The organism is Halopenitus salinus, from assembly GCF_042662125.1.
Taxonomy (GTDB): domain Archaea; phylum Halobacteriota; class Halobacteria; order Halobacteriales; family Haloferacaceae; genus Halopenitus; species Halopenitus salinus.
In genome coordinates this window covers 87,926-111,280 of sequence record NZ_JBHSXL010000004.1, presented here as the reverse complement: position 1 = coordinate 111,280, position 23,355 = coordinate 87,926, and the positions used below count along the sequence as shown (strand labels likewise).

Genomic DNA, 23,355 nt, shown 5'->3' with positions numbered 1-23,355 from the left:
ACCGCGTCGTTTCGTCCCGGAACCCCTACTTGTCTGGCGCGCCTCCCTCGAACATGGACTACGAGGGGATCGTCCTCGACGTCGACGGAACCGTCGTTCGCGGCGACGAGCCGATCGACGGCGCGTCCGAGGGATACCGGATCGCGGCGGAGGCGGGACTGGAGCCGCTTTTCGTCTCCAACAACCCGACGAAGCCGCCCGCGGCCTACGTCGACCGGCTCGGGTCGGCCGGGTTCGCCGTCGACGCCGATCGCGTGATAACGGCCGGAACGGTCACGGTCGAGTACCTGAAACGCCACCACGCGGACGACGAGCTGTTCGTGATCGGCGAGTCGGGGCTCTTCAAGCTGCTCTCGTCGGCCGGCCTCTCGACGACGGAGTCGATCGAGGACGCCGAGGTCCTCCTCGCCTCCCTGGACCGGAAGTTCGACTACGAAGACCTCTCGCGGGCGCTTTGGGTCCTCGAGGACGGGATCCCCTTCCTCGGGACCGACCCGGACGTCGTCATCCCAGCGCGCGAACGCGACGTCCCGGGATCGGGTGCGGTCATCAACGCGATCGCCGGCGTCGCGGAGCGTGAGCCGGATCTCGTCTGCGGCAAGCCGTCCGACCCCGCGATCGACCTCGTCACGCGACGGATCGGGGTCGCCCCCGAGGACTGTCTCGTGGTCGGCGACCGCCTCGATACGGACGTCGCCCTCGGCGAACGCGCGGGCATGACGACGGCGCTCGTGACGACCGGCGTCACGGACGAGGCCGACGTCGCGGACAGCCCGTACGATCCGGACTACGTGCTCGATTCGCTCGCTGACATCGATCGGATCCTCCGAGTGGATCGTGGACCTCGGTCCGGGTGAAGGCGCGCGGGTGAAAAAATCCGAGTTCGAGCGGGGTCACCGGCGCCAATCCGCTCGTCGATACAGCGTCAACGTAGATGTCGCGTCGGCGTCTAGAACGCGTCTCCGTAGGCCGAGATGTCGGCGCGAAGCCCCTCACGAAGCGCCGAGTGGACGTGACAGATGTCCTCGCCGCGCTCTACGATCTCCGCGAGCTCGTCGTCGTCGAGGTCGGCCTCGACGTGGAGGTCGAAGGCGATGGACGCGAGGTCGTCCTCGTCGTCGAGCTCCGCCGACGCGTCGATCTGTACCTTCCCGAGGTCGTCGACGCCGCGCTGTTGGCCGCCGACGCGGAACGCCGGGATGTAACAGGAGGCGTAGGTGGCCACGAGCGTCGAGTTCGGGTCAGGACCCGTCTCGCCGGTCGCATCAACCTGCAGGTCGAAGTCGCCGACCTGGCTCGTACACGCGTAGCCCTCCTCGCTCACCGTCGTGGTCTCGATGTCGGACATGACGTCCCCATCTCCGTCGGAGACGTCCTAAAGCGTATCGGCCTCGATCGACGGCGGCCCGGCCGGGACCGGCCCGACCGCGAGCAGCTTGATCGAAAGCGGCCGGACCGCGAGCGACGTCACAGTTCGTAGGTCTCGTCGCCCTCGAGGATCACGGCCTCGCTCGGACCGGCGGTCGCCTCGACCTCGCGGACGAAGTCGTCGGTATCGATCTCGATCGGCGGGAACGAGTCGTAGTGCATCGGGAAGGCGACGTCCGCGCCGACCCAGTCGGCGGCGATCGCGGCCTGTGCCGGCCCCATCGTGAAGTGGTCGCCGGCCGGCAACGCGGCGGCGTCGGGCTCGAGGAACGGGCCGATGACCTCGCGCATCTCGACCATCAGGCTCGTGTCCCCGGCGTGGTAGAACGTCGAGGTGTCGGCGTCGGACTCCTGGGTCGGCTTCGAGTCGGAGATCACGAACCCGGCGGGCATCCCGGCGGACGCGCCGTAGTCCGTCTCGATGCCGTTCGAGTGGTCCGCCCGGACCATCGTCACCCACGCGTCGCCGCACTCCACGGTCCCGCCGAGGTTCATTCCCATTCCCCCCACGGCCTTATCGTGACCGAAGGTGTCCTGAAGATACGACGCCAGCTCCGGCGTCGCGACCACGGTCGCGTCCTCGTAGCGGTCGGCGTCGCCGATGTGATCGGCGTGGCCGTGGGTCAAAAGGAGGTAGTCCGGATCGAGCTCCTCGGGTGAGACGTCCGTCTTCGGGTTGTCGAAGAACGGATCGATGAGCAGGTCGGTTCCGCCGACGGAAACGTGCCACGTGGAGTGGCCGTGCCAGGTGAGCTCCATGGTCACCTACACCGTCGGTCGGATACCTATTAAATGCCGCCGCCGACGGAACGAGCGTAAGGCGAAAGTGGAGCGAACGCCAACGTCCGGCTCCGGAACGCCACAACCGCCGGCTCCGGAACGAGGTACTCTCGGAGTCCGGAACCGTGCAATACCCAACTCCCGAAAGCTGCACCCTTAAGGGCGACGCACGCCCACGGGACCATATGCAACCACGGGACCTCTCGGATCACTCCCCGTACGTGCCCGGCCGCGGCGACGAGGAGGTCGCCCGCGAGCTCGGGATGGACCCCGAGGAGCTGATCACGCTCTCCTCGAACGAGAACCCACACGGCGCGAGCCCCGACGCCGTCGCCGCCATCCGCGAGCACGCGGAGGCGATACGTGTCTATCCCAAATCCTCACACGCGGACCTGCGTGCCCGTCTCGCCGACCGGTGGGACGTGAGCGAGGAGCAGGTCTGGGTGTCCGCGGGCGCCGACGGCTCGATCGACTACCTCTCGCGGGCGATGCTCGAGCCGGGCGACCGGGTGCTCGTGCCCGAACCCGGGTTCGCCTACTACGGCATGTCCGCGAAGTACCACCACGGAGAGGTCTCGACGTACTCCCTGGACCGGAGCGATTCGTTCACACAGACCGCGGAGACCGTCCTCGACGTCTACGAGGGCGAGCGGATCATCTACGTCACCTCCCCGCACAATCCCACCGGCTCGACGATGTCGATCGAGGAGGTTCGCCTGCTCGCCGACGCGACGGCCGAGGAGACGCTCGTCGTCGTCGACGAGGCCTACGGCGAGTTCGCGGAGCTGACCTCGGCTGTCTCGCTGCTCGACGACCGCGACGACGTCGCCGTGCTCCGGACGTTCTCGAAGGCCTACGGGCTCGCGGGTCTGCGCGTGGGATACGCGCTCGTCCCCGAAGCCTGGGCCGACGCGTACGCCCGGGTCAACACGCCCTTCGCGGCGAGCGAGTTGGCCTGTCGAGCCGCACTGGCGGCGCTCGACGACGACGATCACCTCGAGCGATCGATCGAGTCGGCCCGGTGGGGACGCGAGTACCTCCGGGAGACCCTCGACGCGCCGACCTTCGAGTCCGCCGGCAACTTCGTTCTCGCGGCGGTTGGCGACGCCGATCGGGTGACCGAAGCTCTCCAGGAGGAGGGCGTCATCGTCCGCGATTGCACCTCCTTCGGACTGCCGGACTGCATCAGGATCACGACCGGGACGCGCGAGGAGACGCGGACCGCCGCAGAGCGGATAAACGGCGTCCTCGAGCGGATCGAACCCGAGGTGGACGCCTGATGCGCGTGGCCGTCACCGGAACACCCGGAACCGGAAAGACGTCGGCGACGGAGCGACTCGCGGACGAGGACGGATCTCGAGAGTCCGGGGAGGACATGAACGTCATCCACCTCAACGAGCTGATCGAGTCCGAGGCGGACCTCTGGACCGAACGCGACGAGGACCGCGGGTCGCTCGTCGCGGACCTCGAGGCGATCTCCGACCGGCTCGGTGACTGGGACGGGATCCTGGAGTCACACCTCGCGCACCACTTCGAGGCCGATCGCGTCGTCGTGCTTCGGTGTGCGCCCGAAGTCCTCGAGGACCGACTCCTCGAACGCGGAGAGCCGGAGGCGACGGCGCACGAGAACGCCGAAAGCGAGGCCCTCGACGTGATCCTCTCGGAGGCGGTCGAGCGGTTCGGCCGCGAGCACGTCTACGAGATCGACACGACCGACCGCGACCCCGACGCCGTCGCGGCCGAGATCGAACGAGTTCTCGACGGGGACCGCGACCCGAGCGTCGGGACCGTCGACTTCACCGGGTACCTGTAGATGGGGGGAAAGGCCGATGACGTCGGGAGGAGACCGATGACGTCGGGAGGAGACCGATGACGCTCGACCGACTGCGGCCCCTCGCGGACCGACTGCTCGGCCCCTGGGTGACCGCCGCGGACCGGGTCGGACTGACTCCCGACTGGGTGAGCGTGATCGCCTTTTTCGCCGCGATCGCGGCCGGTCTGGCCTTCTCGCTCGCGACGACGGCCGGGTACCTCGCCGGCGCGCTTCTCGTCTTCGCGAACGGCTGGCTCGATCTCGTCGACGGCGCGCTGGCGCGAGAGCAGGGCATCGAGTCCTCCGGCGGCGACCTGCTCGACCACGTCCTCGACCGCTACGCCGACATCGCGATCCTCGCGGGGCTCGCGGCCGGGATCGGACGGTACGGGCTCGGTCTCGCCGCCGTCACCGGCGTGTTGATGACCTCCTACCTCGGGACGCAGATCCAGGCGGTCGGGCTCGGCCGCGAGTACGGTGGACTGCTCGGTCGAGCGGACCGGCTCGCGCTCGTCGGGATCACGGGCGCCCTCGCCGCTCTCCACTCCGGATCGATCGTCGCCGACGTCGGGATCGTCGGCGCGCTCCTCGCCCTGTTCGCCGTCGTCGGTCACCTCACCGCACTCCAGCGGTTTTGGGGCGCCTGGTCGGATCTCTGAGTGCGGGAGTTCCCGCGATATCGGCGGCGAGCCAAGAGCTTAAAAGGAGGCACGGGATAGATCCGACCATGCCCACCTTCGAGTTGTCCCTCTCCGACGACGTCTACTCCGAGTTCCAACAGCTGGCCGAACAGGAGTTCGTGAGCGAGGAACAAGCGGCCGAGGAGCTCATCTCCTCGGGAATCGAGGCCTACAACGTCAGCATCGTCGACGACGAGCCGCGCGACGAGATGATGGAGAGCGCGGAGAACAACATGTTCGACACCGCCCAGGACCCAGGAAGCATCGAGGACGACCGCCTGTAGCCCTTTCTTGCGGATTCGGTCCCAATCCCGGTCCCGAATTACGCCGTTCGCCGCCAGGACGCCGCCGCCTCCAGCTTCGAGAGCGCCGAACGAGCCTCCGATCGCAGGGTTCCGTAGAACCGCTCGCGTCCTGCAGGCGTCCGGACTCGAACGACGACCGTCCCCTCCGTCACCCGGAAGACGGAGAGATCCCACGAACTTCCGTCGTGTCTCCAGACGCCCTGGAGGGTGGTCTCCTCGTCGTCGATCACGCGTGATCCCCACTCCCAGCGCAACCGGTCGGGTCGAACCAGATCGAAGGGAAGCAGTTGCGATCCCTCCTCTCGAACCTCCCCGTCGAGGTCGGAGTCGTGGGTAGACATACCACGTGGATCGACGCTGGTCGATAAAAGCGTGGCCATCCCGACCATGCAGGGCTTCATGCGGTCGTGTTCATGCGGTCGTGTCTCCGTGTCTGGTACTTGCGGCGGACGGGCCGTACGCTTCACGGCGACGAGTCGCGACGACGTGTGCGATCCTCACCGCGCGAGCCGAACGGTCGGTTCCGCGTCCTCGTTCGTGGTGATGATCCCGTCGAACAGCTGTTTGAGCGTGTTCATCGTCTGGTCGTCGTGGGCCGTCGAGTCGATACAAAAGAGCCCGAGCCCGTCGACGCTCTGCACCCGGCCGGTGAAGACGTGGAGAAACCGGAACACCGTCTGCAGCTCCGCGTACATGAGAAGCGTCGACAACGAGTGGACCATGATCCGGTTGCGCTCGATCCCGCGGTCGGTGTAGAATGCCTCCAGGAACTCCGAGAGCTTGATCCCGATCCCGGTCATGTCGACCGGCGAGGAGGCGTACTTGATCCGGTCGTCGTCGCGGACGTCGTCGACTCCCTGCTGGCGGGAGACGCAGTCGACGACCGCCACCGGCCGGTCCTCGTAGTCGATCCGCTTTCGGTAATCCTTCAGGACGCGATCCGCGCCGTCCTTCGTCGTCACGATGATGGAGGAGTCGCCGCCCCGCGTCCCCTCCGCGAGAACGTCGAGCACGAGGCTTCGTTTTCCGGTCATCGCCGGACCGCTCACGAGGAGGTTCGTTCCCGGATCCACCTCGGCGTCGAGGTGTGGACGGAGGTCATACATCTGTGGGCCCCGCGTCTCCCGCTTCGAGCCGCGGGCATGCGATCGATCGGCGCACCGTCCTGCCGGGGTTCATCAGGTGTCAGTAGGATGAGTCGTGCGGATAATATTCTTTTTGATCACCGTCAGACGAATCCGCCGGGCGCCGGCGGGGCGGGCTCCATCGGACGGACGTCGACGGTCCTCATCCGAACGGCGCCGCCCGCCCGGCGATGAACGCCACCACCGCGAGAAGCATCCCCGCCTTCAGCCGCCGCTGTGCGCTCGCCGGGTCCCGAAGCGACCGTACGGCCGCGGCGAGCATCACGAGATCGGCCGGGACGATGACGAGGAGGTACGCCGTCCCGAAGTCGCCGCGGAAAAACGGGAGCGCGCTCGCCGCCACCGCCGTCGCGAGGATGGCGATCCCGATCCACGTCGCGTTCCGCTCGCCGATCACGATCGGGAGCGTGTTGAGTCCCTCCTCGCGATCGCCGGCGACGTCCTCCACGTCCTTTATGATCTCCCTCGTGATCGTCGCGACCGCCGCCAGCACGAAGAGCACGCCGGCCCCGAACGGGGACCCAACGGCCGCGCCGCCGAAGAGGAACGTGGAGCCGGTGAGAAACCCGACGACGACGTTTCCCACGCCCGGAAGCCCCTTGAACAGTTCCGTGTACGCGAGCAGCAACGCGAGGTTGAACACGGCGATCCCGATGGCTGCGGGCGGCAGGAGGAGCGCGGCTCCGATCGCGCCACCGAACAGGACGATGGCGAACGCGAGCGCGCCCCTCGCCGAGATCGCGCCGCGTGGGATCGGCCGATCCGGTCTGTTGACTCGGTCGATCTCCCGGTCGAAGTAGTCGTTCACGGCGTTCCCGGCGCCCGTGGCGAGAACGGTCGCGCACACGGCGGCCGCGACGGCGGGCGCGTCCCCGGCAAGCACCTCGCCGCCGGCGACGTACGCGCCCGTGAACGTGAGGACGCCGGCGGAAACCGCGTTGAGGGGCCGCGTCAACTCGAGTGCACCCCGTGCGGTCCGGCCCATCGACATACGTCACCACGAGACCGCGACGGCTTAAAAGGGATGGCGGTTCCCGATCGCGATCCGGATCGCGGGACTTAAACACCCGACCGGACTACCCAGGTATCGAGGGCGCTTAGCTCAGCCTGGACAGAGTACTTGGCTTCGGACCAAGCTGCCGCGGGTTCAAATCCTGCAGCGCCCATCCTGTCACGACACGATTCGCGGCTAAACTCAAATACCTTTTAGAGACCTCTTACTCGCCGATTTACGGAGAATCGCGTGTTTGCGGAAGGGCTCTAAAATTGGATCCCAACTCGTCACGAGTTGCGCCCCCGTCACGTCGTGCAATAACCTCCGCAAACGGAGGGGATTTCCGTGGATAATCGCTGGTATCTCGCCTACCGGCGGTACCACTGCCACGCCTGTGGCGAGGCATGTCTCTTGAGGGATGGGGTGGGTCCGTGCCCCCGGGAACTGCGATCGCGACGTCGCCGTACGTCGGCGCTCGAAGGTCACCGATTCACCGCACCTCACCGACCGTCGTGAGCGGCGACCGGGAAGTCCGCCCAGGCGCGGCCGATGACCGAGTACGCGGCGACCGCGAAGTAGAACCCGACGAACGCCCCGGCGATCGTTCCGAGGATCGGAACCACGTTGAGGACCCCGACGACCAGTCCGCCGATCAAAAACACCAGGATCATCGTCACCCACGCGAGGGCGTACGGTCGGGACGTCCAGATCGTAGACAGCGTCCCGAAGTCGAACCCGGCCCCGATGGACTCCGTTCGTGCGAAGTTGGCCAGCGCCGCCGGAAGCAGGTAGGAGACGAGCAACGCGAGGCCACCCCACAGGAGCCCGCCGAGGATCACGCCAAGGACGCCGATGCCGGCCAACGGTCCGTCCCCTCCGAGACCGATTCCGACGCCCCCGAGGAGGACGACGCCGCCGCCAACGATGGCGGGAAGGAGGGCGTAGACGAACCCGATCACGGCCGCCTTCACGCCGGTGATCGCCAGCTCCCCCCACTCCTCGAAGGCCGGCGGAACGTCGTCGCCGTCGGCCGTCCGGTCAAGGACTCGAACGAGGTAGCCTGAAAGGAGGAAGATCGGGACGACGAGAAACGAGAATAACGAGAGCAGGCCGCCGATGACGACGATCATCGCGACGTCGTCGCTCTCCGTGGGATATCGGATCGCCGTTTCGACCGCCCCGACGATGCCGTCGTCCCGTCCGTCGTTCGCCCCGTCACGTCCCGTCCGGATCCCCGGTTCTTTTTCTTCCGTTGTCATGTCTGATCGGACGAGACGACGCGGCGAATGCCTATAGTTACGATGGGACTACCGGACCCCGAACGAGACGTGTGTGGCCGACGTGTGTGAGTGGTCCGACTCGAGTGGTGACTCAGAGGACGCGATGGACCGCCCGTTCGACGTCGGGAGCGCTCGGCAGCACCTCGGCTTCGAGGTCCGGTGCGAACGGGACGGGCGTGTCCGCGACCCCGACGCGCTGTGGCGGCGCGTCGAGCGAGAAGAAGCCGTCCTCGATCACCCGAGCCATCACCTCGGCGTGAAATCCGTACGACATCGGGCTCTCGTCGGCGACGACGAGACGGCCGGTTTTCGCCACGCTGTCGAGAATCGTCTCGGCGTCGAGCGGGTACAGCGACCGCGGATCGATGACCTCCAACTCCGCGGTGCCCGCGAGGTCGTCGGCGACGGCCATCGCCTCGCCGAACAGCCGCTGGGTGGCAACGACCGTGACGTCGTCGCCCGCCCGCTCCACGCTCGCCTCGCCGAGCGGGACCGTTCGGTCGCCGGTCCGGACCTCGCCACGTTCGCCGTAGATGGCCTTGTTCTCGAAGAACATCACCGGGTCGTCCGACCGGACGCTCTCCTTGATGAGTCCCTTCGACGCCGCCGGCGTCGCGGGAGCGACGACCTTGATCCCGGGCAGGTGTGAGACGAGCGTGTGGACGGTCCCGGAGTGCTGGGCGGCGGCACCGAGGGTTCCCCCCTCGGTCGCGCGAAGGACGAGCGGCACCTCGCTTTCCCCGCCGAACATGTATCGGGTCTTGCCGACCTGGTTCATGATCTGGTCGAAGCAGACGCCGATGAAGTCCGAGAAGCTGAGTTCGACGACCGGTCGAAGGCCAGTCGCCGCCGCACCCACGGCGGCCCCGACCTGCGCAGCCTCGCTGATGGGCGTGTTCCTCACGCGTCGATCGCCGAACTCGTCGTGGAGTCCAGCCGTGACCTCGAAGGACTCGCCGTCGCGCTCGTCCTGTCCGTACAGCATCACGTACTCGTCGCGCTGCATCTCCTCGCGAAGCCCCTCGCGGATGGCCTCACGGATGGTCATCCTGTCGGCGTCGCCATCGCACGCGTCGGCCTGCACCATCAGTACGTCCCCCAGCTCGATTCCTCGCGCGCCAGTCTACTTCTGTGGGCCTCGACGTCGGGCGCGTCCTCGACGAAGACGTCGTCGTACGCCGCGCTCGGAGGGGCCTCCTCGCTCTCCCTGGCGAACGTCACCGCCTCCTCCATGACCGCCTCGACCTCGCTGCGGAGCGCCTCGTGGTCGGCTTCGGAGAGGATTTCCTCCTCGAGGAGCTCCTCCGTGTAGTTCCGGATGGGATCGCGGTTTTCCTTCCACTCCTCGACCTCCTCCTCGGTCCGATAGGGCTGCGGGTCGCCCTCGAAGTGCCCACGGTAACGGTATGTCTTCGCCTCGATCAGGGTGGGTCCGTCGTCGAGGGCCCGCTCTTTGGCCTCGGCCATCTCGTCGTGGACCGCCTCGACGTCCTGTCCGTCGACGACCTCGCCCGGGACGCCGTAGCTCGCGGCCATGTCGACGAGGTCGTCGACGTTGTGCTGTTCGTCGAACCGCATCCCCTCCGAGTAGCGGTTGTTCTCGATGACGAACACGACCGGCAGGCCCCAGGTGGCCGCCAGGTTGAACGCCTCGTGGACCTGTCCGGCGGCGGTGGCGCCGTCGCCGACGAACGCGACGGCGATCCAGTCCGCGTCCTCGTACTGGGCGGTGAGGCCGGCGCCGACGGCCAGCGGGGCGCTCGCCCCGACGATGGGTTGTGCGCCGAGCATCCCCTCGTCGAGGGACGCCACGTGCATCGAGCCGCCCTTTCCGTCGCAGTAGCCCGTCTCCTTCGCGTACAGTTCGGCCAGTGCACGGTCGGGGTCGAGCCCCTTCGCGATGCTGTGACCGTGGGCCCGGTGTGTACTGGTGATGTAGTCGTCGACGGTGAGCGTCCCGCAGACGCCCACCGCGACGGCCTCCTGGCCCTGCGAGAGGTGTACGAACCCGGGGATCTCGCCGTCCGCGAACCGGTCCTGGACGGTGTCTTCGAACTCCCTCACGAGCAACATCCGACGGAGTGCCTCGATCTTACCGTCGTCCGTGTGAATGTCAATCTCTGTCACTGGTGACGCGTTGCCTACATTCGGACATAGTTGTTTTGATGGTGGGAGTCTCGGGACGACGGGCGCTTGAAGTCGATCGGTGAAGTCCGGAACCGGACGAGAGTGGTAACCTGCCGAACGTGAAGAAGTCGCCGTCGAGGGCGTTCGGCTGTAGGGAGCGGACGATACAGCTCGAACAGCCGCTACAGCTCGAACAGCTCCTCGCCGGGCGCGAGGTGGGCTTCGACCGTGTCGGGATCGAGCGTGACTCCGAGTCCGGGTTCCTCCGGCACGTCTATCGCGCCGTCCTGGATGAGGTCCGCGTTCTCGGTGTGCATGTCGTCCCACCACGGCACCTCACGCGCGTGCCACTCCAGCGCGAACGCGTTGGGGACGGTGGCACAGACGTGGACGCTCGCCATCGTGCCGATCGGACTCGAGATGTTGTGTGGCGCGATGGGCACGTCGAAGGCGTCGGCCACGGTCGCGATCTTCCGGAACTCGAGCAGCCCGCCGCACTTTTGAATGTCCGGCGCGGCGACGTCGAGGGCCTGCTCCGAAAAAAACGGGAGGAAGTCCTCGACACGGGTGAGGTTCTCCCCGGCGAGGATGGGCGTCGACGTGCTTTCGGACACCTTGCGGTGGGTCTCGGCGCTCTCCGGCGGCACCGGGTCCTCGATCCAGTCGAGATCGTACTCCTCGACCTCCCGTGCGATCTTGGTCGCGGTCTCCACCGAGAAGTTCCAGTGGAGGTCGAACCCGAGCGTCGGCTCGTAGCCGATCTCCTCGCGGACGGCGCGAACGATGTCGACCTTGTGCTGGATGGCCGGACGCGACAGTCGCCGCGTCGCGGTGTCTGCGTCCTCGATCTTCACGTCGAGGTCGAACTTCAACGCCCCGAAGCCCTCGTCGATGACCTCGCGTGCCGCCTCGGCGTACGACTCCGGCGAGTACACGTCGCGGGGGTCCTGTGAGGTGGCCTCCGCCAGGTTCTCGCCGGCGTGGCAGTCGGCGTAGATCTGGACCTCGTCGCGGTACTTCCCGCCGAGCAGCTGGTAGACCGGCAGTCCCGTGAGCTTCCCCGCGATGTCCCAAAGCGCGATCTCGATCCCCGAGACCGCCGCCTGGGAGTATCCGGTCGACCCGCCCAGGCCCGAAAGCAGCTGGGTCATGTGCTCGGTGAGGCGATCGATGTCGAGCGGGTTCTGGCCGACGAGACCGGGCTTGAGGAACTCCACGTGCTCGCCGGCCGGGCCGGGGAACGCCTCACCCAACCCGTACACGTCGGCGTCGGTCTCGACCTTCACGAGCACCCACGGGAAGTTCCCCTCCACGACCGCCGTCTTGATGTCCGTGATCTCCACGTCGCGGTCCGGCGCGCGACGCTGATCCGTCTCGCGTAGATCGCGCCATCCGATGCCGCCCATCATGTCCGCGACGAGCTGGCGATATTTCGAATCGTTTGCCATACCGTTTCACTCGACACTCACCACTATAATGAAACTTGTTGCGCGTCCTGGCCTCGGACCCCGGTCGGATCAACCGTACCCGCCGTCACCGGCAGCCGGACTCTCTGGACCGTCTCACCCGCGAAGCGTTTCCATGTGGTCGATCCGGCGTTGGACGAGGTCGCGCGTTCCGATGTCGTGGCGGATCCGAACGCGGTCGCCGGCGGCCGCGAGCGCGTCCTCGGCGGCGCTCTCCGCGGCGGAGATGGAGTCCCCGAGGCCGACGACGGCGAAGGCCCGCGAGGTCGTCGTGTAGATGCCGTCCTCGCGGGCGTCGACGCTCGCGTAGAACAACAACGCGTCCCCGACGCTCTCCTCGTCCACGTCGATCCGCGCGCCCGAGTCGGGGTCGGTCGGATAGCCGGCCGGAACCGCGTACTTGCAGACGGTGGCCTCCCCGGTGAACTCGAGTTCCGGGAGCGGCTCGCCGTCCCGCGCGGCGGTGATGACCTCGAGGAACGGCGTCTCGAGGACGGGAAGCGTGTTCATCGCCTCGGGGTCGCCGAAGCGGGCGTTGAACTCGACGACCCTCGGACCCTCGGCGGTGAGCATGAACTGCCCGTAGAGGACGCCCTTGTATTCCGGCAGGGCGTCGACGACCGCCTCGATGATGGAGACGGCGTCCTCGTAGTCGCCGTCGTCCATGAACGGCAGCGAGAACCCCGTATCCGAGTAGGACCCCATCCCGCCGGTGTTCGGCCCCTCGTCGCCCTCGTAGGCGCGCTTGTGGTCCTGGACCGCGGGCGTGGTCCGCACCTCGCCGTTCGCGACGAACGCCTGGATCGTGAACTCCTCGCCGACGAGCCGCTCCTCCAGGACGACCCGGTCGTAGTCCGACTCGCGGAGGTACGTCTTCGCCTCCTCGTCCGTGACCTGGTCGCCGATCACCTTCACGCCCTTGCCGCCGGTTAGTCCGGCCGGCTTGACCGCGAGGTCGCCGTCGTAGTCGTCGATGTATCGGCAGGCCGCCTCCATGTCCTCGAAGGTCTCGAAGTCCGGACAGCCGGGAACGTCGTTCTCGCGCATGAACCGCCGCTGGTAGGCCTTGTCCGTCTCGATCCGGGCCTCCTCGGCGCGCGGGCCGAAGGTGTAGACTCCCGCGGCGTCGAGCGCGTCGGAGACGCCCGCTTCCAGGCCCGACTCGGGGCCGACGATCGCGGCATCGGCGTCCACGGACTCCGCGTACTCCACGATGGCGTCCGCGTCCGTCTCGTCGATCGACTCGAAGCCGGCCGCGGCCCGGACGATGCCGGGGTTCTCGTTCGCCGCACACGCGTACAGATCACAGTCGTCCACGAGGGCACGCGCGATCGCGTGCTCGCGGCCGCCGCCGCCGACCAGCAGGACGGTCTCGGTCATACGCGGGAAGTTTGCTCACGGTAGTGTAAACCTTGTCCTTGAAAACCGCACGACGATCCACGGATGTGGGGATATCGGAGACCCCGTCAACGTGTATCTCCTCGTGCGGCTGAAGCCGTGGATTCCCTTCGCGGACCTCTGTAGGACGGCTTTTCCCCGTCGAGGCACAACTCCGTCCATGACCACTCCGACCGATCGAAACCGGCTGACGGCGGAGGCGAGTCCGTACCTGCGCCAGCACGCGGACAACCCCATCAACTGGCAGCCGTGGGACGACCGGGCCTTCGAGATCGCGGACGATCACGACGTGCCGGTGTTCGTCTCCATCGGCTACTCGGCGTGCCACTGGTGTCACGTGATGGAGGAGGAGAGCTTCTCGGATCCCGACGTCGCCGAACTGCTCAACGAGTCGTTCGTCCCCGTCAAGGTCGACCGGGAGGAGCGGCCCGACGTCGACTCGGTGTTCATGACGATCTGCCAGCTCGTCACCGGGGGCGGCGGGTGGCCGCTTTCGGCGTGGTGTACCCCGGAGGGCGACCCCTTCTACGTCGGCACCTACTTCCCGCCGGAGCCGACCCGCGGCCGGCCGGGATTCACACAGCTCTGTGAACGCATCGCCGACTCCTGGAGCGACCCAGACCAGCGCGCGGAGATGGAGTCACGCGCCGAGCAGTGGCGGGCCGCGGCGCGCGACCGCGTCGAGTCCGTGCCCGACCAGCCGGGCGAGTCGCCGGGCGAAGCGATCCTCGAGGAGGGCGCGGCCGCGGCGGTGCGTGGATACGACGAGGAACACGGCGGGTTCGGATCGAGCGGCCCGAAGTTCCCGCAGCCGGGGCGGATCGAACTGCTCTCGCGTGCGTACGCGGTCTCCGGCCGTGACGCGTTCGCGGAGGCGATGACCGGAACGCTCGACGCGATGGCCGCCGGGGGCGTGTACGACCAGATCGGCGGGGGATTCCACCGATACGCGACCGATCGGTCCTGGACGGTCCCGCACTTCGAGAAGATGCTCTACGACAACGCGGAGCTCCCGCGCGTCTACCTGCGGGCCCACCAGCAGACCGGCGATCCGCGATACGCCCGGATCGCTCGCGAGACCTTCGCGTTCGTCGAGCGGGAGCTGTCGGACGGGGACGGCGGTTTCTACGGCACGCTCGACGCCCGAAGCGTTCCCCCGGAGTCGCGCCCGTCCACGAGCGGTGACCCCGAGGAGGGCGCCTTCTACACCTGGACGCCCGAGGAGGTCGACGCTGTCCTCGAGGAGCCCGCCGCCTCCCTGGCTCGCGATCGCTACGGAATCTCCCCGGGCGGCAACTTCGAGGGCGGCACGACCGTCCCGACGCTCGCGGCGTCGATCGACGACATCGCGGCGGAGTACGACCTCGATCGGAGTTCCGTCGGCGAACGGCTGATGGACGCACGCGTGGCGCTCTACGAGGCCCGCGAGGAACGCCCTCGCCCCGCACGCGACGAGAAGGTCATCGCCGGCTGGAACGGACGGATGATCTCCGCGTTCGCGGCCGGCGCACGGGTCCTCGATCCGTCGCTCGCCGACCGGGCGGAGTCGACGCTCGCCTTCCTCCGAGAACACCTCTGGGACGCCGAGGAGGGCCGACTCGACCGGCGCATCATCGACGGCGACCGCCAGGGACCCGGCTACCTCGGGGACTACGCGTACCTGGCTCGCGGCGCGTTCGACACCTACCAGGTCACCGGGGAGATCGACCACCTGGCGTTCGCGATCGAACTGGCCGACCGCGTCGTCGACGCCTTCTACGACGAGGACGCCGGGACGATATACACGACGCCGGCACAGCCCGAGGACGGAACGGCGGGGAGCCGTCTCTCGGTCCGCCCGCGCGATTTGACCGACCGTTCGCTCCCCTCGAGCGTCGGGATCGCCGCAGGCCTGCTCGCGGATCTGGACGGCTTCGTCGGCGGCGATTCCGGCCGTCCGTACCGCCGGATCGCCGAACGAGTGGTCGAGACGCACGCCGACCGGATCGAGGCGAGCCCGCTCGAACACGTCTCGTTGGCCCTCCTCGCGGACCGCCTGGAGCGCGGCGGAACGGAGCTCGTGATCGTCGGCCCGGAGCTGCCGACGGGGTGGTGGGAGACGCTCTCCGAAACGTATCTCCCGAACGCGACGGTGGCGCCCCGTCCGAGCGACGACGATCGCCTCGACGAGTGGACGGAGCGCCTCGGACTCACGGAGGTCCCGCCCGTCTGGGCCGGCCGCGACGCGAGGAGCGGCGAAACGACCGTATACGCCTGCCACGGGTTCGCCTGCTCGCCGCCGGAGACCGACCTCGAGGACGCCCTCGAGTGGCTGCGAGCGCGCGAGTGAGGCGATTTCGCTGGGGGCTTCGTGAATCCGTCTGCCCGCCCCGGCCGGAGCGGGCGGCGATCGCGGCGCCGCTTCGCGGTTGGGTACGTTCTTAACCCCGGAGCGAGACCCGAGCGTATGGAACGGTACGACCTCCTGTATCGCCTCTACGAGGAGTTCGATACGGAGACGTTACGCGAGTACCAGTTCTTCGTCGATCTGTTTCCGCCCGTCGACTCCCGCGTCGCGCTCGAACACTGGGAGGAGGCCAGCGACGAGCTCGACCGACGGAAGTCCGCGATCCGCGAGGCGTTCCCGGCGGGCGCCACCTTCGCGGAGATCGCCGCCTACGCCGACCGCGAGACCGCGTTCTCGGGCCTCGATCTCCTGAATCGATACGGACGTGCGGTCAACGCGCTCGTCCTCGACGTCGACGAGACCCTTCGATCGGCCGGCGGGACGGACAACGAGATCCCACGCGAGACGCTCTATCTGCTCACGGAGTTCCACGAGCGGGGCGTACCGATCGTCATCTGTACCGGACAGACTCTCGAGAACGTAAAGGGGTTCATGATCCAGGGACTCGGAAACGAGCTCGTCCACTCCGGGACCCTCTCCATCGTCTACGAGGCCGGAAACGGCGTGTTCACGCCCGGACACGGCTCGCGGACCAAACGGCTCCTCTACGAGTCCCTCGACGACGACGTTCGCTCCGTCTTCGAGTCGGTCCGAACGCGAATTCTCTCCGAGGCGCCCGAGGCGGTCCGGCGCGGCTGTCACCTCCAGGGCAACGAGTTCAACGTGACGCTCAAGCCGAACTTCGAGACGGGGAGCGCGGACGCCGAGACCGTCATCGACCGCGGGCTGATCCACCTGATCGACCTCCTCGGGGAGGCCGTCGTCGACGTCCGATCCGGCGCCGATGGCGAGATCGAAGATGTGGGGATCGATGCCGACTCCACGGATGGTGCCGACGACGACGCCGATACCAACGTCGGCAGCCAGTGGGCGCGCGCACACTACGGCCACCTCGATCCCGAGATCAGCGAGGTTCTCGAGGCCGCGGGCGAGACGAGCGACCGCGATGTCGAATCGATCCCCGGTCCGATCTCGGACCTCCTCGAGAGGGTCGACGTCGGCTACTACCACGCCGACGCCGCCGAGATCAGCTCGCTCGAGCTCAACAAGGTCGAGGGCATCACGGCCGCCCTCGACGTGCTCGGGATCGACGACCCGTTCGTGCTCGTGATGGGCGACAGCAAATCCGACCTCCGGATGATGCGGTGGGCCGAGGAGAACGGAACCGGAATCTCCGCGGCCCCGGACCACGCCTCGCGCGACGTGCTCTCACACGTCATGGGCACCGACGAGCTCACGTTCAAGGCTGGCCAGTCCGCACGCATGCTTCGAACGATCTACGTACTCAACCTCCTCGCACGGCTCGAGTGAGGGCTCGAAAACCGCCCGTTCAGGCGGTAGCCGACCGGCTGTTCAGGAGTCGTCGGGATCGGGGCGATGGACCTCGCCGTCTCGCGAGTCGGCGTCCCGGCGTCTGAGGGCGGCGGCCGCATTCGAGGCGTCGTAACCGAAGAGCACGTCCTTCGTGTAGACCTCGGCGACCTCGGTGGCGTGAACGAGCGCGTCGACGTCGACGTCGACCGCGTACAGCTCGACCGAGAAGGGCGTTTGCGGCGGAGCTCCGTGGACGTCGTAATCGCCGCCCAGTCGCGATCGGAACCCGCGTGCGATCGTTTCGAGCCAGTAGGTGGTACCGTACTCGACGTCGTAGAGGGGAACGACGAACTCGTCGACGTACTCGACGAGCGCGTCGAGATCCAGCCCCGAACGCGCATACAGGTGTCCGGGATGCGGGTCCGGATACAGCGTGAGGTACGTCCGGCCGGGAATCCGCTCGCTCGCGTCGGCGACGAACTCCGTTATCACCTCGGCTCGCCAATCCTCCCACCGTTCGTGATCGCTGTCGGCGAAGTTCCGCTCACAGCGGTCACACTGGCAGTAGCCTTCCCGTGGGAACCCGACGTCGTCGAGCCGCACGTCGGGATGACGCTCGCCACAGTCCTCGATTATCTCCAACAGCCCCTCGCGGTAATCGGGATGGGTCGGGCAGATGTAGGCCCAATCGAAGTGGGTCCGATCGCGGGTCGCGGGCTGGCCGCGGTCGTTGACGGGGACCAGATCCGGATTCTCGCCGGCTGCCGCGTTGTCGCCGAAACACGAGACCATGTTCACGGCGTCGTCGATCGGTTCGGACGCGCGGCCGGTGACGTCCTTCACCTCGTAGAAGCCGCGATCGAACTGGTCCATCGAGACGTCGTCGGCGTTTCGCGTGACGATACCGTACATGTCCGTGGGTACTCGACGAGCGGTGTTAAAAAGGACGTTCGCGGACGAGCCCGCGTCATCTCGGCGTTTCGTGCGGAAGTCGGTGGGTCCGCACGAACTCGGCCGTCCTGTTCCGGGTTTGGATCGCGCTACTCGACCTCGACCGGCTCCTTGTCGCCGGAGACGAGGAAGTACACGACTGCTACGAGGACCAGTGCGACCACCAGTTTTGCTTTCGAGCTCATGGTCGTCCCTCGGTCGGGGAGCGGCTAAAAACTACCGGGAAGGTTTCGTGTCGATTCCTCGACCACGATCGCAATTCCGGGTTCAAACGTCGATGTGTTCGGCGATCCGATCGCGGATGATCTCGGAGCAGTAGTCACAGCGGACCCCGTCCTCGAGCACCTCGAATCGGGTCGCGACCGGTTCCGAATCGTTCGAGATGCAGTTCCGGTTCGGACACGAGAGCACGCCGACGACCTCCGACGGTCGTTCCACGCGGTTCTTCTCGACGACGTCGTACTCGCGGACGATGTTGATCGTCGCCTCCGGGGCGATGAGCGAGAGCACGTCGACCTCAGACTGGCTCAGCTCGCGGCCCTCGACTTTGAGGATGTCCTTTTGACCGAGACGGTCCGAGGTGACGTTCATCCCGATGGAGACGCCGAACCCCTCCGAGCCATCGATCCCGAGGATGGCGAGGACGTTGAGTGCCTGTCCGCCCGTGATGTGGTCGATCACGGTCCCGTTTCGGATCTTCGAGACGCGGAGTTCGTGGTCGGTGGGATCGGCGCTCATCGGTCCGTCCCCCCGAGAAGGGCGTCCAAAAGCGCCATCCGAACGGGGACTCCGTTGTGCGCCTGCTCGAAGTAGCGGGCGTGGTCCGTCTCGTCGATCTCCGGGGCGATCTCGTCGACGCGGGGAAGCGGGTGCATGATCGTCAGGTCCTCGCGGGCGGACGAGAGCGTTTCGGCGTCGATCTGATACTGGCCGGCGACCGATCGGTACTCGTTCTCGTCGGGGAATCGTTCGCGCTGGATCCGGGTGACGTACAGGACGTCGAGTTCGGGAAGGACTCCCTCAAGCTCGGTGTGTTCGCGGACTCGTGCACCCGACTCGTGGAGATCGAACCGGACCGATCGCGGGAGCCGAAGCGACTCGGGGCTGATGAAGTGCTGTGTGGCGTCGAAGTTCGTCAACGCCGCCGACAACGAGTGGACCGTCCGACCGTACTTGAGGTCGCCCATGACGCCGATCGTGAGGTCGTCGAGGCCGTGTCGCTCCCGGATCGTGTACAGATCGAGGAGCGTCTGGGAGGGATGTTGGCCCGCGCCGTCGCCGGCGTTTATGACCGGCACGTCGACGAACTCCGAGACCATCTTCGCGGAGCCCTCGCTCGGGTGGCGCAACGCGATCGCGTCGGCATACCCCTCGATCACCCGGGCGGTGTCGGCGAGCGACTCGCCCTTCTTCACCGACGACGACTCGATCGATCCCATGTCGATCGTATCCGCGCCGAGCCGCTTTGCCGCCGTCTCGAAGCTCATCTTCGTGCGCGTGCTCGGCTCGAAGAAACACAGCGCGAGCACGGACTCCGAATACCGGTCCGCGAACGTCGACGGCGAGTCGTCGATCGTTCGCGCCCGGTCGAGCACCGCCTCGATGTCCGCCCGCGAGAGTTGGGTCGCGGTGATGAGGTGGTCCTGACGCATCGTCTATCCCGCCGGTTGGAACCGTCTTGAATCCGTCGGGTCAGTCGTCTGCTGCGGACGGTCCTCCCTGTGACGTTGCGCCCTCGATGCTCGGCGGATAGACGCCCCGATCGAGCCGGAGGTCGGATTTCGGGCGCGCCATGCAGGTCAACGCGTACCGCTCGGCCTCCTCGTCGGTGAGGCCACGCGCGGCCGGTTGAGTCACCTCGCCGTCGACGATCTCGGCCGAACAGGCCAGACACATCCCGACCCGACAGGAGTACTCCTGGGCGATGCCCTCCTCCAGGCAGGCGTTGAGGATCGTCTGCGTGTCGGACACCTCGATCGTCTCGCCGGTCCCGACGAACTCGACGGTGTACTCGGCCATACCGATCCGATCCGCGCACGGTCGGCAAAACTCTTGTCATGGGTCCGGATCGCCATGTCGGTACCTCCACGCCAGTCATTCGCAACGCTAATCCCGCGTTGCCCGAACATACCCGGTATGAAGGCCACGGCACGGGCGCATCCGATCCAGGGACTCGTCAAGTACCACGGCATGCGCGACGAGGAACGGCGGCTGCCGTATCACGACTCCATCAGCCTCTGTACGGCGCCGACGGCCACCACGACCACCGTCGAGTGGGAACCGGACGGCAGCGAGGACGTCTTTCGGATCGACGACGACGTCGTCGAGGGGCGTGCGGGAGAACGAGTCGAGGCGGTCGTGGATCGCGTTCGGGCCTTGGCCGGGTTCGACCACGCCGTTCGGTTCGAAAGCGAGAACTCCTTCCCCTCGAACATCGGGTTCGGGTCGTCCTCCTCGGGATTCGCGGCCGCGGCGACCGCGCTCGTGGAGGCGGCCGGCCTGGATCTGTCCCGCCCGGAGATCTCCGCGGTCGCCAGACGTGGATCGTCCTCGGCGGCCCGCGCGGTGACCGGCGCCTACTCCATCCTCGAGACCGGGCTCAACGACGAGGACTGCAGAGCCCGCCGGCTCCCGGTCGGCGAGGGCGAGGACGGATTCGATCCCGAATCCGACCTCCGGATCGTCGCCGCTCACGTTCCGTCCTACAAGGAGACGGAGGAGGCCCACCGGGAGGCGGAGGCGAGCCACATGTTCGACGCACGGATGGCCCACATCCACGGACAGCTGGCCGAGATGACCGACGCGCTACGTGCGGGATCGTTCGATCGGATCTTCGAACTCGCCGAACACGACTCGCTGTCGCTGACGGCGACGACGATGACCGGACCGGCCGGCTGGGTCTACTGGCAGCCGGAGACGATCGCGGTGTTCAACGCGGTGCGGGAGCTCCGCGAGGAGGGCGTCCCGGTGTACTTCTCGACGGACACCGGTGCGTCGGTGTACGTCAACACGCGGGAGCCGTACGTCGACGAGGTGGAGTCCCGGATCGCGGAGATCGGGATCGAGACCGACGTCTGGTCCGTCGGGGGCCCAGCGCGAATTCTGGACCCGAGCGAGTCGCTCTTTTGAGGCGAGTCCGCGTTCCGAATCGTATTCGGCGTCGACGACGGGTTTCGGGACACCTCGATCGCCGACATCGCGATGCCCAACTCGTGGGAATTCACAAGTAGGTGGTCGAGGTGAACGGCACGCCGAAGGCGTCGATGCCGGCGAACGGCAGGACGGTCAAAACGAGTATCGCCGCCGCCCACGCGAGAAAGCCCATGATCGCGGCGTTGATCCACGAGGCGGCGTATCGCCACTTGATCACGGCGATCCACGCGAGAAGCGGCAACAGCTCGCCCACCAACGGGATCCCGGTGAACCAGCCGGCGATCGTCTGGGCGATCGCCGCGATCACGGCGGTGACGAGCGCGTGCTCGTAGCTCCGCGAGTCGACCACGATGCTCGCGGCGACGAAGATGGAGAGGCCTCCCACGAGCAAGCTGACGAGGAAGACCGCGATCGAATCGATGATCGGCATGTCTACCGATCGGACGGCCGTTCCCTTTACGCTGGCGAACAGGCGGTACGGGCTATGAACCCGGAATTCTCGACGCGTCCGTACCACACACCCGCGTTCCGCGTCGAGCCGATCGGGATTTCACGGGGGCGATGATTCCCGCTCCGATTTGAACCTTCGCCGTCGATCGATGTCGATGTGGAGGTAGCGGTGATCGATGTCGGGGTTGGATGGCGGTGTGTCTTTATATGTGCGTCCGCGAGTGAGTCGCGTGCGCCGATGACCGTACGGCTCAGCTACGAGGACGGGACGATCCGGATCGAGGCCGACGAGCCGCTGCCGCCGCTTCCCGGGGTGGAACACGACGACCGAGGAGACGTGGAGCGCGCTCCGGCGGCTCGCTACGCCGAGATCCTGAACGCGCTCGAGGTCGCCGGCCTCTCGGTCGTGGACGACGTGTTGGATCTGCCCGCGCTGTCGCTGTCGACGGACTACCGGCTTCGGGAGTACCAACGGAAGGCCCTGGAGGCGTGGCACGAAAACGACGACCGCGGCGTCCTCGAGCTGCCGACCGGAGCCGGAAAGACCGTGATCGCGATCGCCGCCATGGCCGAACTCGGCGTGGCGACGCTCGTGGTCGTGCCGACGATCGACCTCCTCGAACAGTGGGTCCGAGAGCTCGAACGGGAGTTCGAGATGCCCATCGGTCGGTTCGGCGGCGGCACCCAGAAACGCGAGCCGATAACCGTCTCGACGTACGATTCGGCGTACCTCAAGGCCGACGACGTCGGGGACGACTTCGGGTTCGTCGTCTTCGACGAGGTGCACCATCTCGGCGGGGAAGGCTACCGTGACGTCGCCCGGTTCCTCGCCGCACCCGCCCGAATGGGACTGACGGCCACCTTCGAGCGACCCGACGATGCCCACCGCGTCGTCGAGGATCTGATCGGACCGAAGGTGTACGACGTCGCTGTCGACGACCTCGCGGGCGAGCATCTGGCCCCCTATGACGTGCGACGGATCGAGGTCGAGTTGACCCCCGAGGAGCGCGAACGGTACGAGAACGTACAGGGAACGTTCGTCCAGTATCTCCGTGATTCCGGGCTCACGCTCTCGAGCGGGAGCGACTACCGGAAGCTCGTCATGCGATCGGGACGGGACCCCCGCGCACGCGAGGCCCTGCTGGCCAAACAGGAGGCCCGCCGGGTGATGATGAACGCGGAGAACAAACGACGCGAACTCGCGGAGATACTGGACCGCCATCGTGACGACCGCGTCATCGTTTTCACCGCACACACGGACCTCGTCTATCGGCTGTCCGAGCGCTTCCTGTTGCCGGCGATCACGAGCGAGACTGGGACGAAAGAGCGCCGTGAGACCCTCGAGCGGTTCCGCGAGGGAACCTACTCGCGGATCATCGCCGCGAACGTCCTCGACGAAGGCGTCGACGTGCCGGACGCGAACGTCGCCGTCGTCCTATCCGGGTCGGGAAGCGAACGCGAGTTCACCCAGCGGCTCGGGCGGATCCTCCGTCCGAAAGATGACGGCGGTCGGGCCGTTCTCTACGAGCTCGTGACGGCCGACACCGCCGAAGAGCGGGTGGCCGATCGTCGGCGTTGATCGAACGAGGAGAGGACGAGATCCGGCGTTCGAACCCGCCGGAGGA

Annotated in this window: 24 protein-coding genes and 1 tRNA gene; 10 read left to right on the top strand and 15 right to left on the bottom strand. The window is 67.1% G+C overall.

Features of this window, described 5'->3' with window-relative positions; genetic code table 11:
- The first annotated feature begins 53 nt into the window (after positions 1 to 53).
- Positions 54 to 857 (top strand): HAD-IIA family hydrolase, encoded by an 804-nt coding sequence (locus ACFQE9_RS05775; RefSeq protein ID WP_379741700.1) that lies wholly within the window; start codon positions 54 to 56, stop codon positions 855 to 857.
- A gap of 92 nt (positions 858 to 949) precedes the next feature.
- Here ACFQE9_RS05775 and ACFQE9_RS05770 read toward each other — a convergent pair whose 3' ends face one another.
- A complete protein-coding gene (locus ACFQE9_RS05770) occupies positions 950 to 1,348 on the bottom strand; it encodes an OsmC family protein (protein ID WP_379741697.1) in 399 nt (132 codons plus the stop codon).
- Positions 1,349 to 1,467: 119 nt separating this feature from the next.
- Complete coding sequence (locus ACFQE9_RS05765) at positions 1,468 to 2,187, bottom strand: metal-dependent hydrolase (protein ID WP_379741812.1); 720 nt, start codon at positions 2,185 to 2,187, stop codon at positions 1,468 to 1,470.
- 206 nt (positions 2,188 to 2,393) lie between these two features.
- Between ACFQE9_RS05765 and hisC the strand changes: the two genes are divergently transcribed.
- From hisC to ACFQE9_RS05745, 4 genes are all read left to right on the top strand, one after another.
- Entirely contained in the window at positions 2,394 to 3,488 is a 1,095-nt protein-coding gene (gene hisC, locus ACFQE9_RS05760) for a histidinol-phosphate transaminase (protein WP_379741694.1), read from the top strand.
- Positions 3,488 to 4,021: an adenylate kinase family protein gene (locus ACFQE9_RS05755; protein WP_379741691.1), complete on the top strand. Its 534-nt coding sequence runs from the start codon at positions 3,488 to 3,490 to the stop codon at positions 4,019 to 4,021. Before hisC ends, ACFQE9_RS05755 begins: the two co-directional genes overlap by 1 nt.
- A 56-nt stretch (positions 4,022 to 4,077) precedes the next feature.
- On the top strand, positions 4,078 to 4,680 hold the full coding sequence (locus tag ACFQE9_RS05750) for a CDP-alcohol phosphatidyltransferase family protein (protein ID WP_379741688.1): 603 nt from the start codon (positions 4,078 to 4,080) through the stop codon (positions 4,678 to 4,680).
- 68 nt (positions 4,681 to 4,748) lie between these two features.
- Entirely contained in the window at positions 4,749 to 4,985 is a 237-nt protein-coding gene (locus ACFQE9_RS05745) for a DUF7120 family protein (RefSeq protein WP_379741685.1), read from the top strand.
- A gap of 38 nt (positions 4,986 to 5,023) precedes the next feature.
- Here the strand turns inward: ACFQE9_RS05745 and ACFQE9_RS05740 are convergent, their stop codons facing one another.
- The 3 genes from ACFQE9_RS05740 to ACFQE9_RS05730 form a co-directional block, all read right to left on the bottom strand.
- Entirely contained in the window at positions 5,024 to 5,347 is a 324-nt protein-coding gene (locus ACFQE9_RS05740; protein ID WP_379741682.1) for a hypothetical protein, read from the bottom strand.
- Between the two features lie 156 nt (positions 5,348 to 5,503).
- Positions 5,504 to 6,112 (bottom strand): RAD55 family ATPase, encoded by a 609-nt coding sequence (locus ACFQE9_RS05735; protein ID WP_379741679.1) that lies wholly within the window; start codon positions 6,110 to 6,112, stop codon positions 5,504 to 5,506.
- A gap of 181 nt (positions 6,113 to 6,293) precedes the next feature.
- Entirely contained in the window at positions 6,294 to 7,142 is an 849-nt protein-coding gene (locus ACFQE9_RS05730) for a geranylgeranylglycerol-phosphate geranylgeranyltransferase (RefSeq protein WP_379741676.1), read from the bottom strand.
- Positions 7,143 to 7,242: 100 nt separating this feature from the next.
- Here ACFQE9_RS05730 and ACFQE9_RS05725 point away from each other — a divergent pair.
- Positions 7,243 to 7,317 (top strand) — tRNA-Arg (locus ACFQE9_RS05725).
- Positions 7,318 to 7,645: 328 nt separating this feature from the next.
- Here ACFQE9_RS05725 and ACFQE9_RS05720 read toward each other — a convergent pair.
- The 5 genes from ACFQE9_RS05720 to purD form a co-directional block, all read right to left on the bottom strand.
- Positions 7,646 to 8,404 (bottom strand): DUF4013 domain-containing protein, encoded by a 759-nt coding sequence (locus ACFQE9_RS05720; RefSeq protein ID WP_379741674.1) that lies wholly within the window; start codon positions 8,402 to 8,404, stop codon positions 7,646 to 7,648.
- A 112-nt stretch (positions 8,405 to 8,516) separates the two neighbouring features.
- The gene (locus ACFQE9_RS05715) at positions 8,517 to 9,512 is read right to left on the bottom strand and encodes an alpha-ketoacid dehydrogenase subunit beta (protein WP_379741671.1); all 996 of its coding nucleotides are present in this window, start codon (positions 9,510 to 9,512) and stop codon (positions 8,517 to 8,519) included.
- Complete coding sequence (locus ACFQE9_RS05710) at positions 9,512 to 10,552, bottom strand: thiamine pyrophosphate-dependent dehydrogenase E1 component subunit alpha (protein WP_379741668.1); 1,041 nt, start codon at positions 10,550 to 10,552, stop codon at positions 9,512 to 9,514. The genes ACFQE9_RS05715 and ACFQE9_RS05710 overlap by 1 nt, the downstream gene beginning before the upstream one ends.
- A 182-nt stretch (positions 10,553 to 10,734) precedes the next feature.
- Positions 10,735 to 12,000: a mandelate racemase/muconate lactonizing enzyme family protein gene (locus ACFQE9_RS05705; RefSeq protein ID WP_379741665.1), complete on the bottom strand. Its 1,266-nt coding sequence runs from the start codon at positions 11,998 to 12,000 to the stop codon at positions 10,735 to 10,737.
- Positions 12,001 to 12,114: 114 nt separating this feature from the next.
- On the bottom strand, positions 12,115 to 13,398 hold the full coding sequence (purD, locus tag ACFQE9_RS05700; RefSeq protein ID WP_379741662.1) for a phosphoribosylamine--glycine ligase: 1,284 nt from the start codon (positions 13,396 to 13,398) through the stop codon (positions 12,115 to 12,117).
- A 178-nt stretch (positions 13,399 to 13,576) separates the two neighbouring features.
- Between purD and ACFQE9_RS05695 the strand changes: the two genes are divergently transcribed.
- Both ACFQE9_RS05695 and ACFQE9_RS05690 read left to right on the top strand, forming a co-directional pair.
- Positions 13,577 to 15,745 (top strand): thioredoxin domain-containing protein, encoded by a 2,169-nt coding sequence (locus tag ACFQE9_RS05695; RefSeq protein WP_379741659.1) that lies wholly within the window; start codon positions 13,577 to 13,579, stop codon positions 15,743 to 15,745.
- Positions 15,746 to 15,862: 117 nt separating this feature from the next.
- Positions 15,863 to 17,173, top strand: a complete 1,311-nt coding sequence (locus tag ACFQE9_RS05690) for an HAD family hydrolase (protein WP_379741656.1) — start codon at positions 15,863 to 15,865, stop codon at positions 17,171 to 17,173.
- 42 nt (positions 17,174 to 17,215) lie between these two features.
- Here ACFQE9_RS05690 and ACFQE9_RS05685 read toward each other — a convergent pair whose 3' ends face one another.
- The 4 genes from ACFQE9_RS05685 to ACFQE9_RS05670 all read right to left on the bottom strand — a co-directional run bounded on the left by ACFQE9_RS05685 (position 17,216) and on the right by ACFQE9_RS05670 (position 20,146).
- Entirely contained in the window at positions 17,216 to 18,088 is an 873-nt protein-coding gene (locus ACFQE9_RS05685) for a glycoside hydrolase family protein (protein ID WP_379741652.1), read from the bottom strand.
- Between the two features lie 306 nt (positions 18,089 to 18,394).
- Positions 18,395 to 18,865 (bottom strand): aspartate carbamoyltransferase regulatory subunit, encoded by a 471-nt coding sequence (gene pyrI, locus ACFQE9_RS05680; RefSeq protein WP_379741649.1) that lies wholly within the window; start codon positions 18,863 to 18,865, stop codon positions 18,395 to 18,397.
- Entirely contained in the window at positions 18,862 to 19,779 is a 918-nt protein-coding gene (gene pyrB / locus ACFQE9_RS05675) for an aspartate carbamoyltransferase (protein ID WP_379741646.1), read from the bottom strand. Before pyrB ends, pyrI begins: the two co-directional genes overlap by 4 nt.
- A 40-nt stretch (positions 19,780 to 19,819) precedes the next feature.
- Positions 19,820 to 20,146 (bottom strand): 2Fe-2S iron-sulfur cluster-binding protein, encoded by a 327-nt coding sequence (locus ACFQE9_RS05670; protein ID WP_379741643.1) that lies wholly within the window; start codon positions 20,144 to 20,146, stop codon positions 19,820 to 19,822.
- A gap of 117 nt (positions 20,147 to 20,263) precedes the next feature.
- On the opposite strand from ACFQE9_RS05670, the gene mvaD reads away from it, so the two are divergent.
- Positions 20,264 to 21,256, top strand: coding sequence for a phosphomevalonate decarboxylase MvaD (gene mvaD / locus ACFQE9_RS05665; RefSeq protein ID WP_379741640.1), 993 nt, complete (start codon positions 20,264 to 20,266; stop codon positions 21,254 to 21,256).
- Between the two features lie 91 nt (positions 21,257 to 21,347).
- Here the strand turns inward: mvaD and ACFQE9_RS05660 are convergent, their stop codons facing one another.
- Positions 21,348 to 21,710: a hypothetical protein gene (locus ACFQE9_RS05660; protein WP_379741637.1), complete on the bottom strand. Its 363-nt coding sequence runs from the start codon at positions 21,708 to 21,710 to the stop codon at positions 21,348 to 21,350.
- A 258-nt stretch (positions 21,711 to 21,968) separates the two neighbouring features.
- Here ACFQE9_RS05660 and ACFQE9_RS05655 point away from each other — a divergent pair, with 258 nt between their 5' ends.
- A complete protein-coding gene (locus ACFQE9_RS05655) occupies positions 21,969 to 23,309 on the top strand; it encodes a DEAD/DEAH box helicase family protein (RefSeq protein WP_379741634.1) in 1,341 nt (446 codons plus the stop codon).
- Positions 23,310 to 23,355: the final 46 nt, after the last annotated feature.

Excerpts from the sequence above, each read along its gene's own strand:
- ACFQE9_RS05720 (WP_379741674.1), bottom strand. The coding sequence starts at position 8,404 with ATGACAACGGAAGAAAAAGAACCGGGGATCCGGACGGGACGTGACGGG.
- ACFQE9_RS05705 (WP_379741665.1), bottom strand. The coding sequence starts at position 12,000 with ATGGCAAACGATTCGAAATATCGCCAGCTCGTCGCGGACATGATGGGC.
- ACFQE9_RS05735 (WP_379741679.1), bottom strand. The coding sequence starts at position 6,112 with ATGTATGACCTCCGTCCACACCTCGACGCCGAGGTGGATCCGGGAACG.
- ACFQE9_RS05670 (WP_379741643.1), bottom strand. The coding sequence starts at position 20,146 with ATGGCCGAGTACACCGTCGAGTTCGTCGGGACCGGCGAGACGATCGAG.
- hisC (WP_379741694.1), top strand. The coding sequence starts at position 2,394 with ATGCAACCACGGGACCTCTCGGATCACTCCCCGTACGTGCCCGGCCGC.
- ACFQE9_RS05730 (WP_379741676.1), bottom strand. The coding sequence starts at position 7,142 with ATGTCGATGGGCCGGACCGCACGGGGTGCACTCGAGTTGACGCGGCCC.
- ACFQE9_RS05715 (WP_379741671.1), bottom strand. The coding sequence starts at position 9,512 with ATGGTGCAGGCCGACGCGTGCGATGGCGACGCCGACAGGATGACCATC.
- ACFQE9_RS05690 (WP_379741656.1), top strand. The coding sequence starts at position 15,863 with ATGGAACGGTACGACCTCCTGTATCGCCTCTACGAGGAGTTCGATACG.
- ACFQE9_RS05765 (WP_379741812.1), bottom strand. The coding sequence starts at position 2,187 with ATGGAGCTCACCTGGCACGGCCACTCCACGTGGCACGTTTCCGTCGGC.
- ACFQE9_RS05745 (WP_379741685.1), top strand. The coding sequence starts at position 4,749 with ATGCCCACCTTCGAGTTGTCCCTCTCCGACGACGTCTACTCCGAGTTC.
- pyrB (WP_379741646.1), bottom strand. The coding sequence starts at position 19,779 with ATGCGTCAGGACCACCTCATCACCGCGACCCAACTCTCGCGGGCGGAC.
- ACFQE9_RS05775 (WP_379741700.1), top strand. The coding sequence starts at position 54 with ATGGACTACGAGGGGATCGTCCTCGACGTCGACGGAACCGTCGTTCGC.
- ACFQE9_RS05740 (WP_379741682.1), bottom strand. The coding sequence starts at position 5,347 with ATGTCTACCCACGACTCCGACCTCGACGGGGAGGTTCGAGAGGAGGGA.
- purD (WP_379741662.1), bottom strand. The coding sequence starts at position 13,398 with ATGACCGAGACCGTCCTGCTGGTCGGCGGCGGCGGCCGCGAGCACGCG.
- ACFQE9_RS05695 (WP_379741659.1), top strand. The coding sequence starts at position 13,577 with ATGACCACTCCGACCGATCGAAACCGGCTGACGGCGGAGGCGAGTCCG.
- ACFQE9_RS05770 (WP_379741697.1), bottom strand. The coding sequence starts at position 1,348 with ATGTCCGACATCGAGACCACGACGGTGAGCGAGGAGGGCTACGCGTGT.
- ACFQE9_RS05685 (WP_379741652.1), bottom strand. The coding sequence starts at position 18,088 with ATGTACGGTATCGTCACGCGAAACGCCGACGACGTCTCGATGGACCAG.
- mvaD (WP_379741640.1), top strand. The coding sequence starts at position 20,264 with ATGAAGGCCACGGCACGGGCGCATCCGATCCAGGGACTCGTCAAGTAC.
- ACFQE9_RS05750 (WP_379741688.1), top strand. The coding sequence starts at position 4,078 with ATGACGCTCGACCGACTGCGGCCCCTCGCGGACCGACTGCTCGGCCCC.
- pyrI (WP_379741649.1), bottom strand. The coding sequence starts at position 18,865 with ATGAGCGCCGATCCCACCGACCACGAACTCCGCGTCTCGAAGATCCGA.
- ACFQE9_RS05660 (WP_379741637.1), bottom strand. The coding sequence starts at position 21,710 with ATGCCGATCATCGATTCGATCGCGGTCTTCCTCGTCAGCTTGCTCGTG.
- ACFQE9_RS05655 (WP_379741634.1), top strand. The coding sequence starts at position 21,969 with ATGACCGTACGGCTCAGCTACGAGGACGGGACGATCCGGATCGAGGCC.
- ACFQE9_RS05755 (WP_379741691.1), top strand. The coding sequence starts at position 3,488 with ATGCGCGTGGCCGTCACCGGAACACCCGGAACCGGAAAGACGTCGGCG.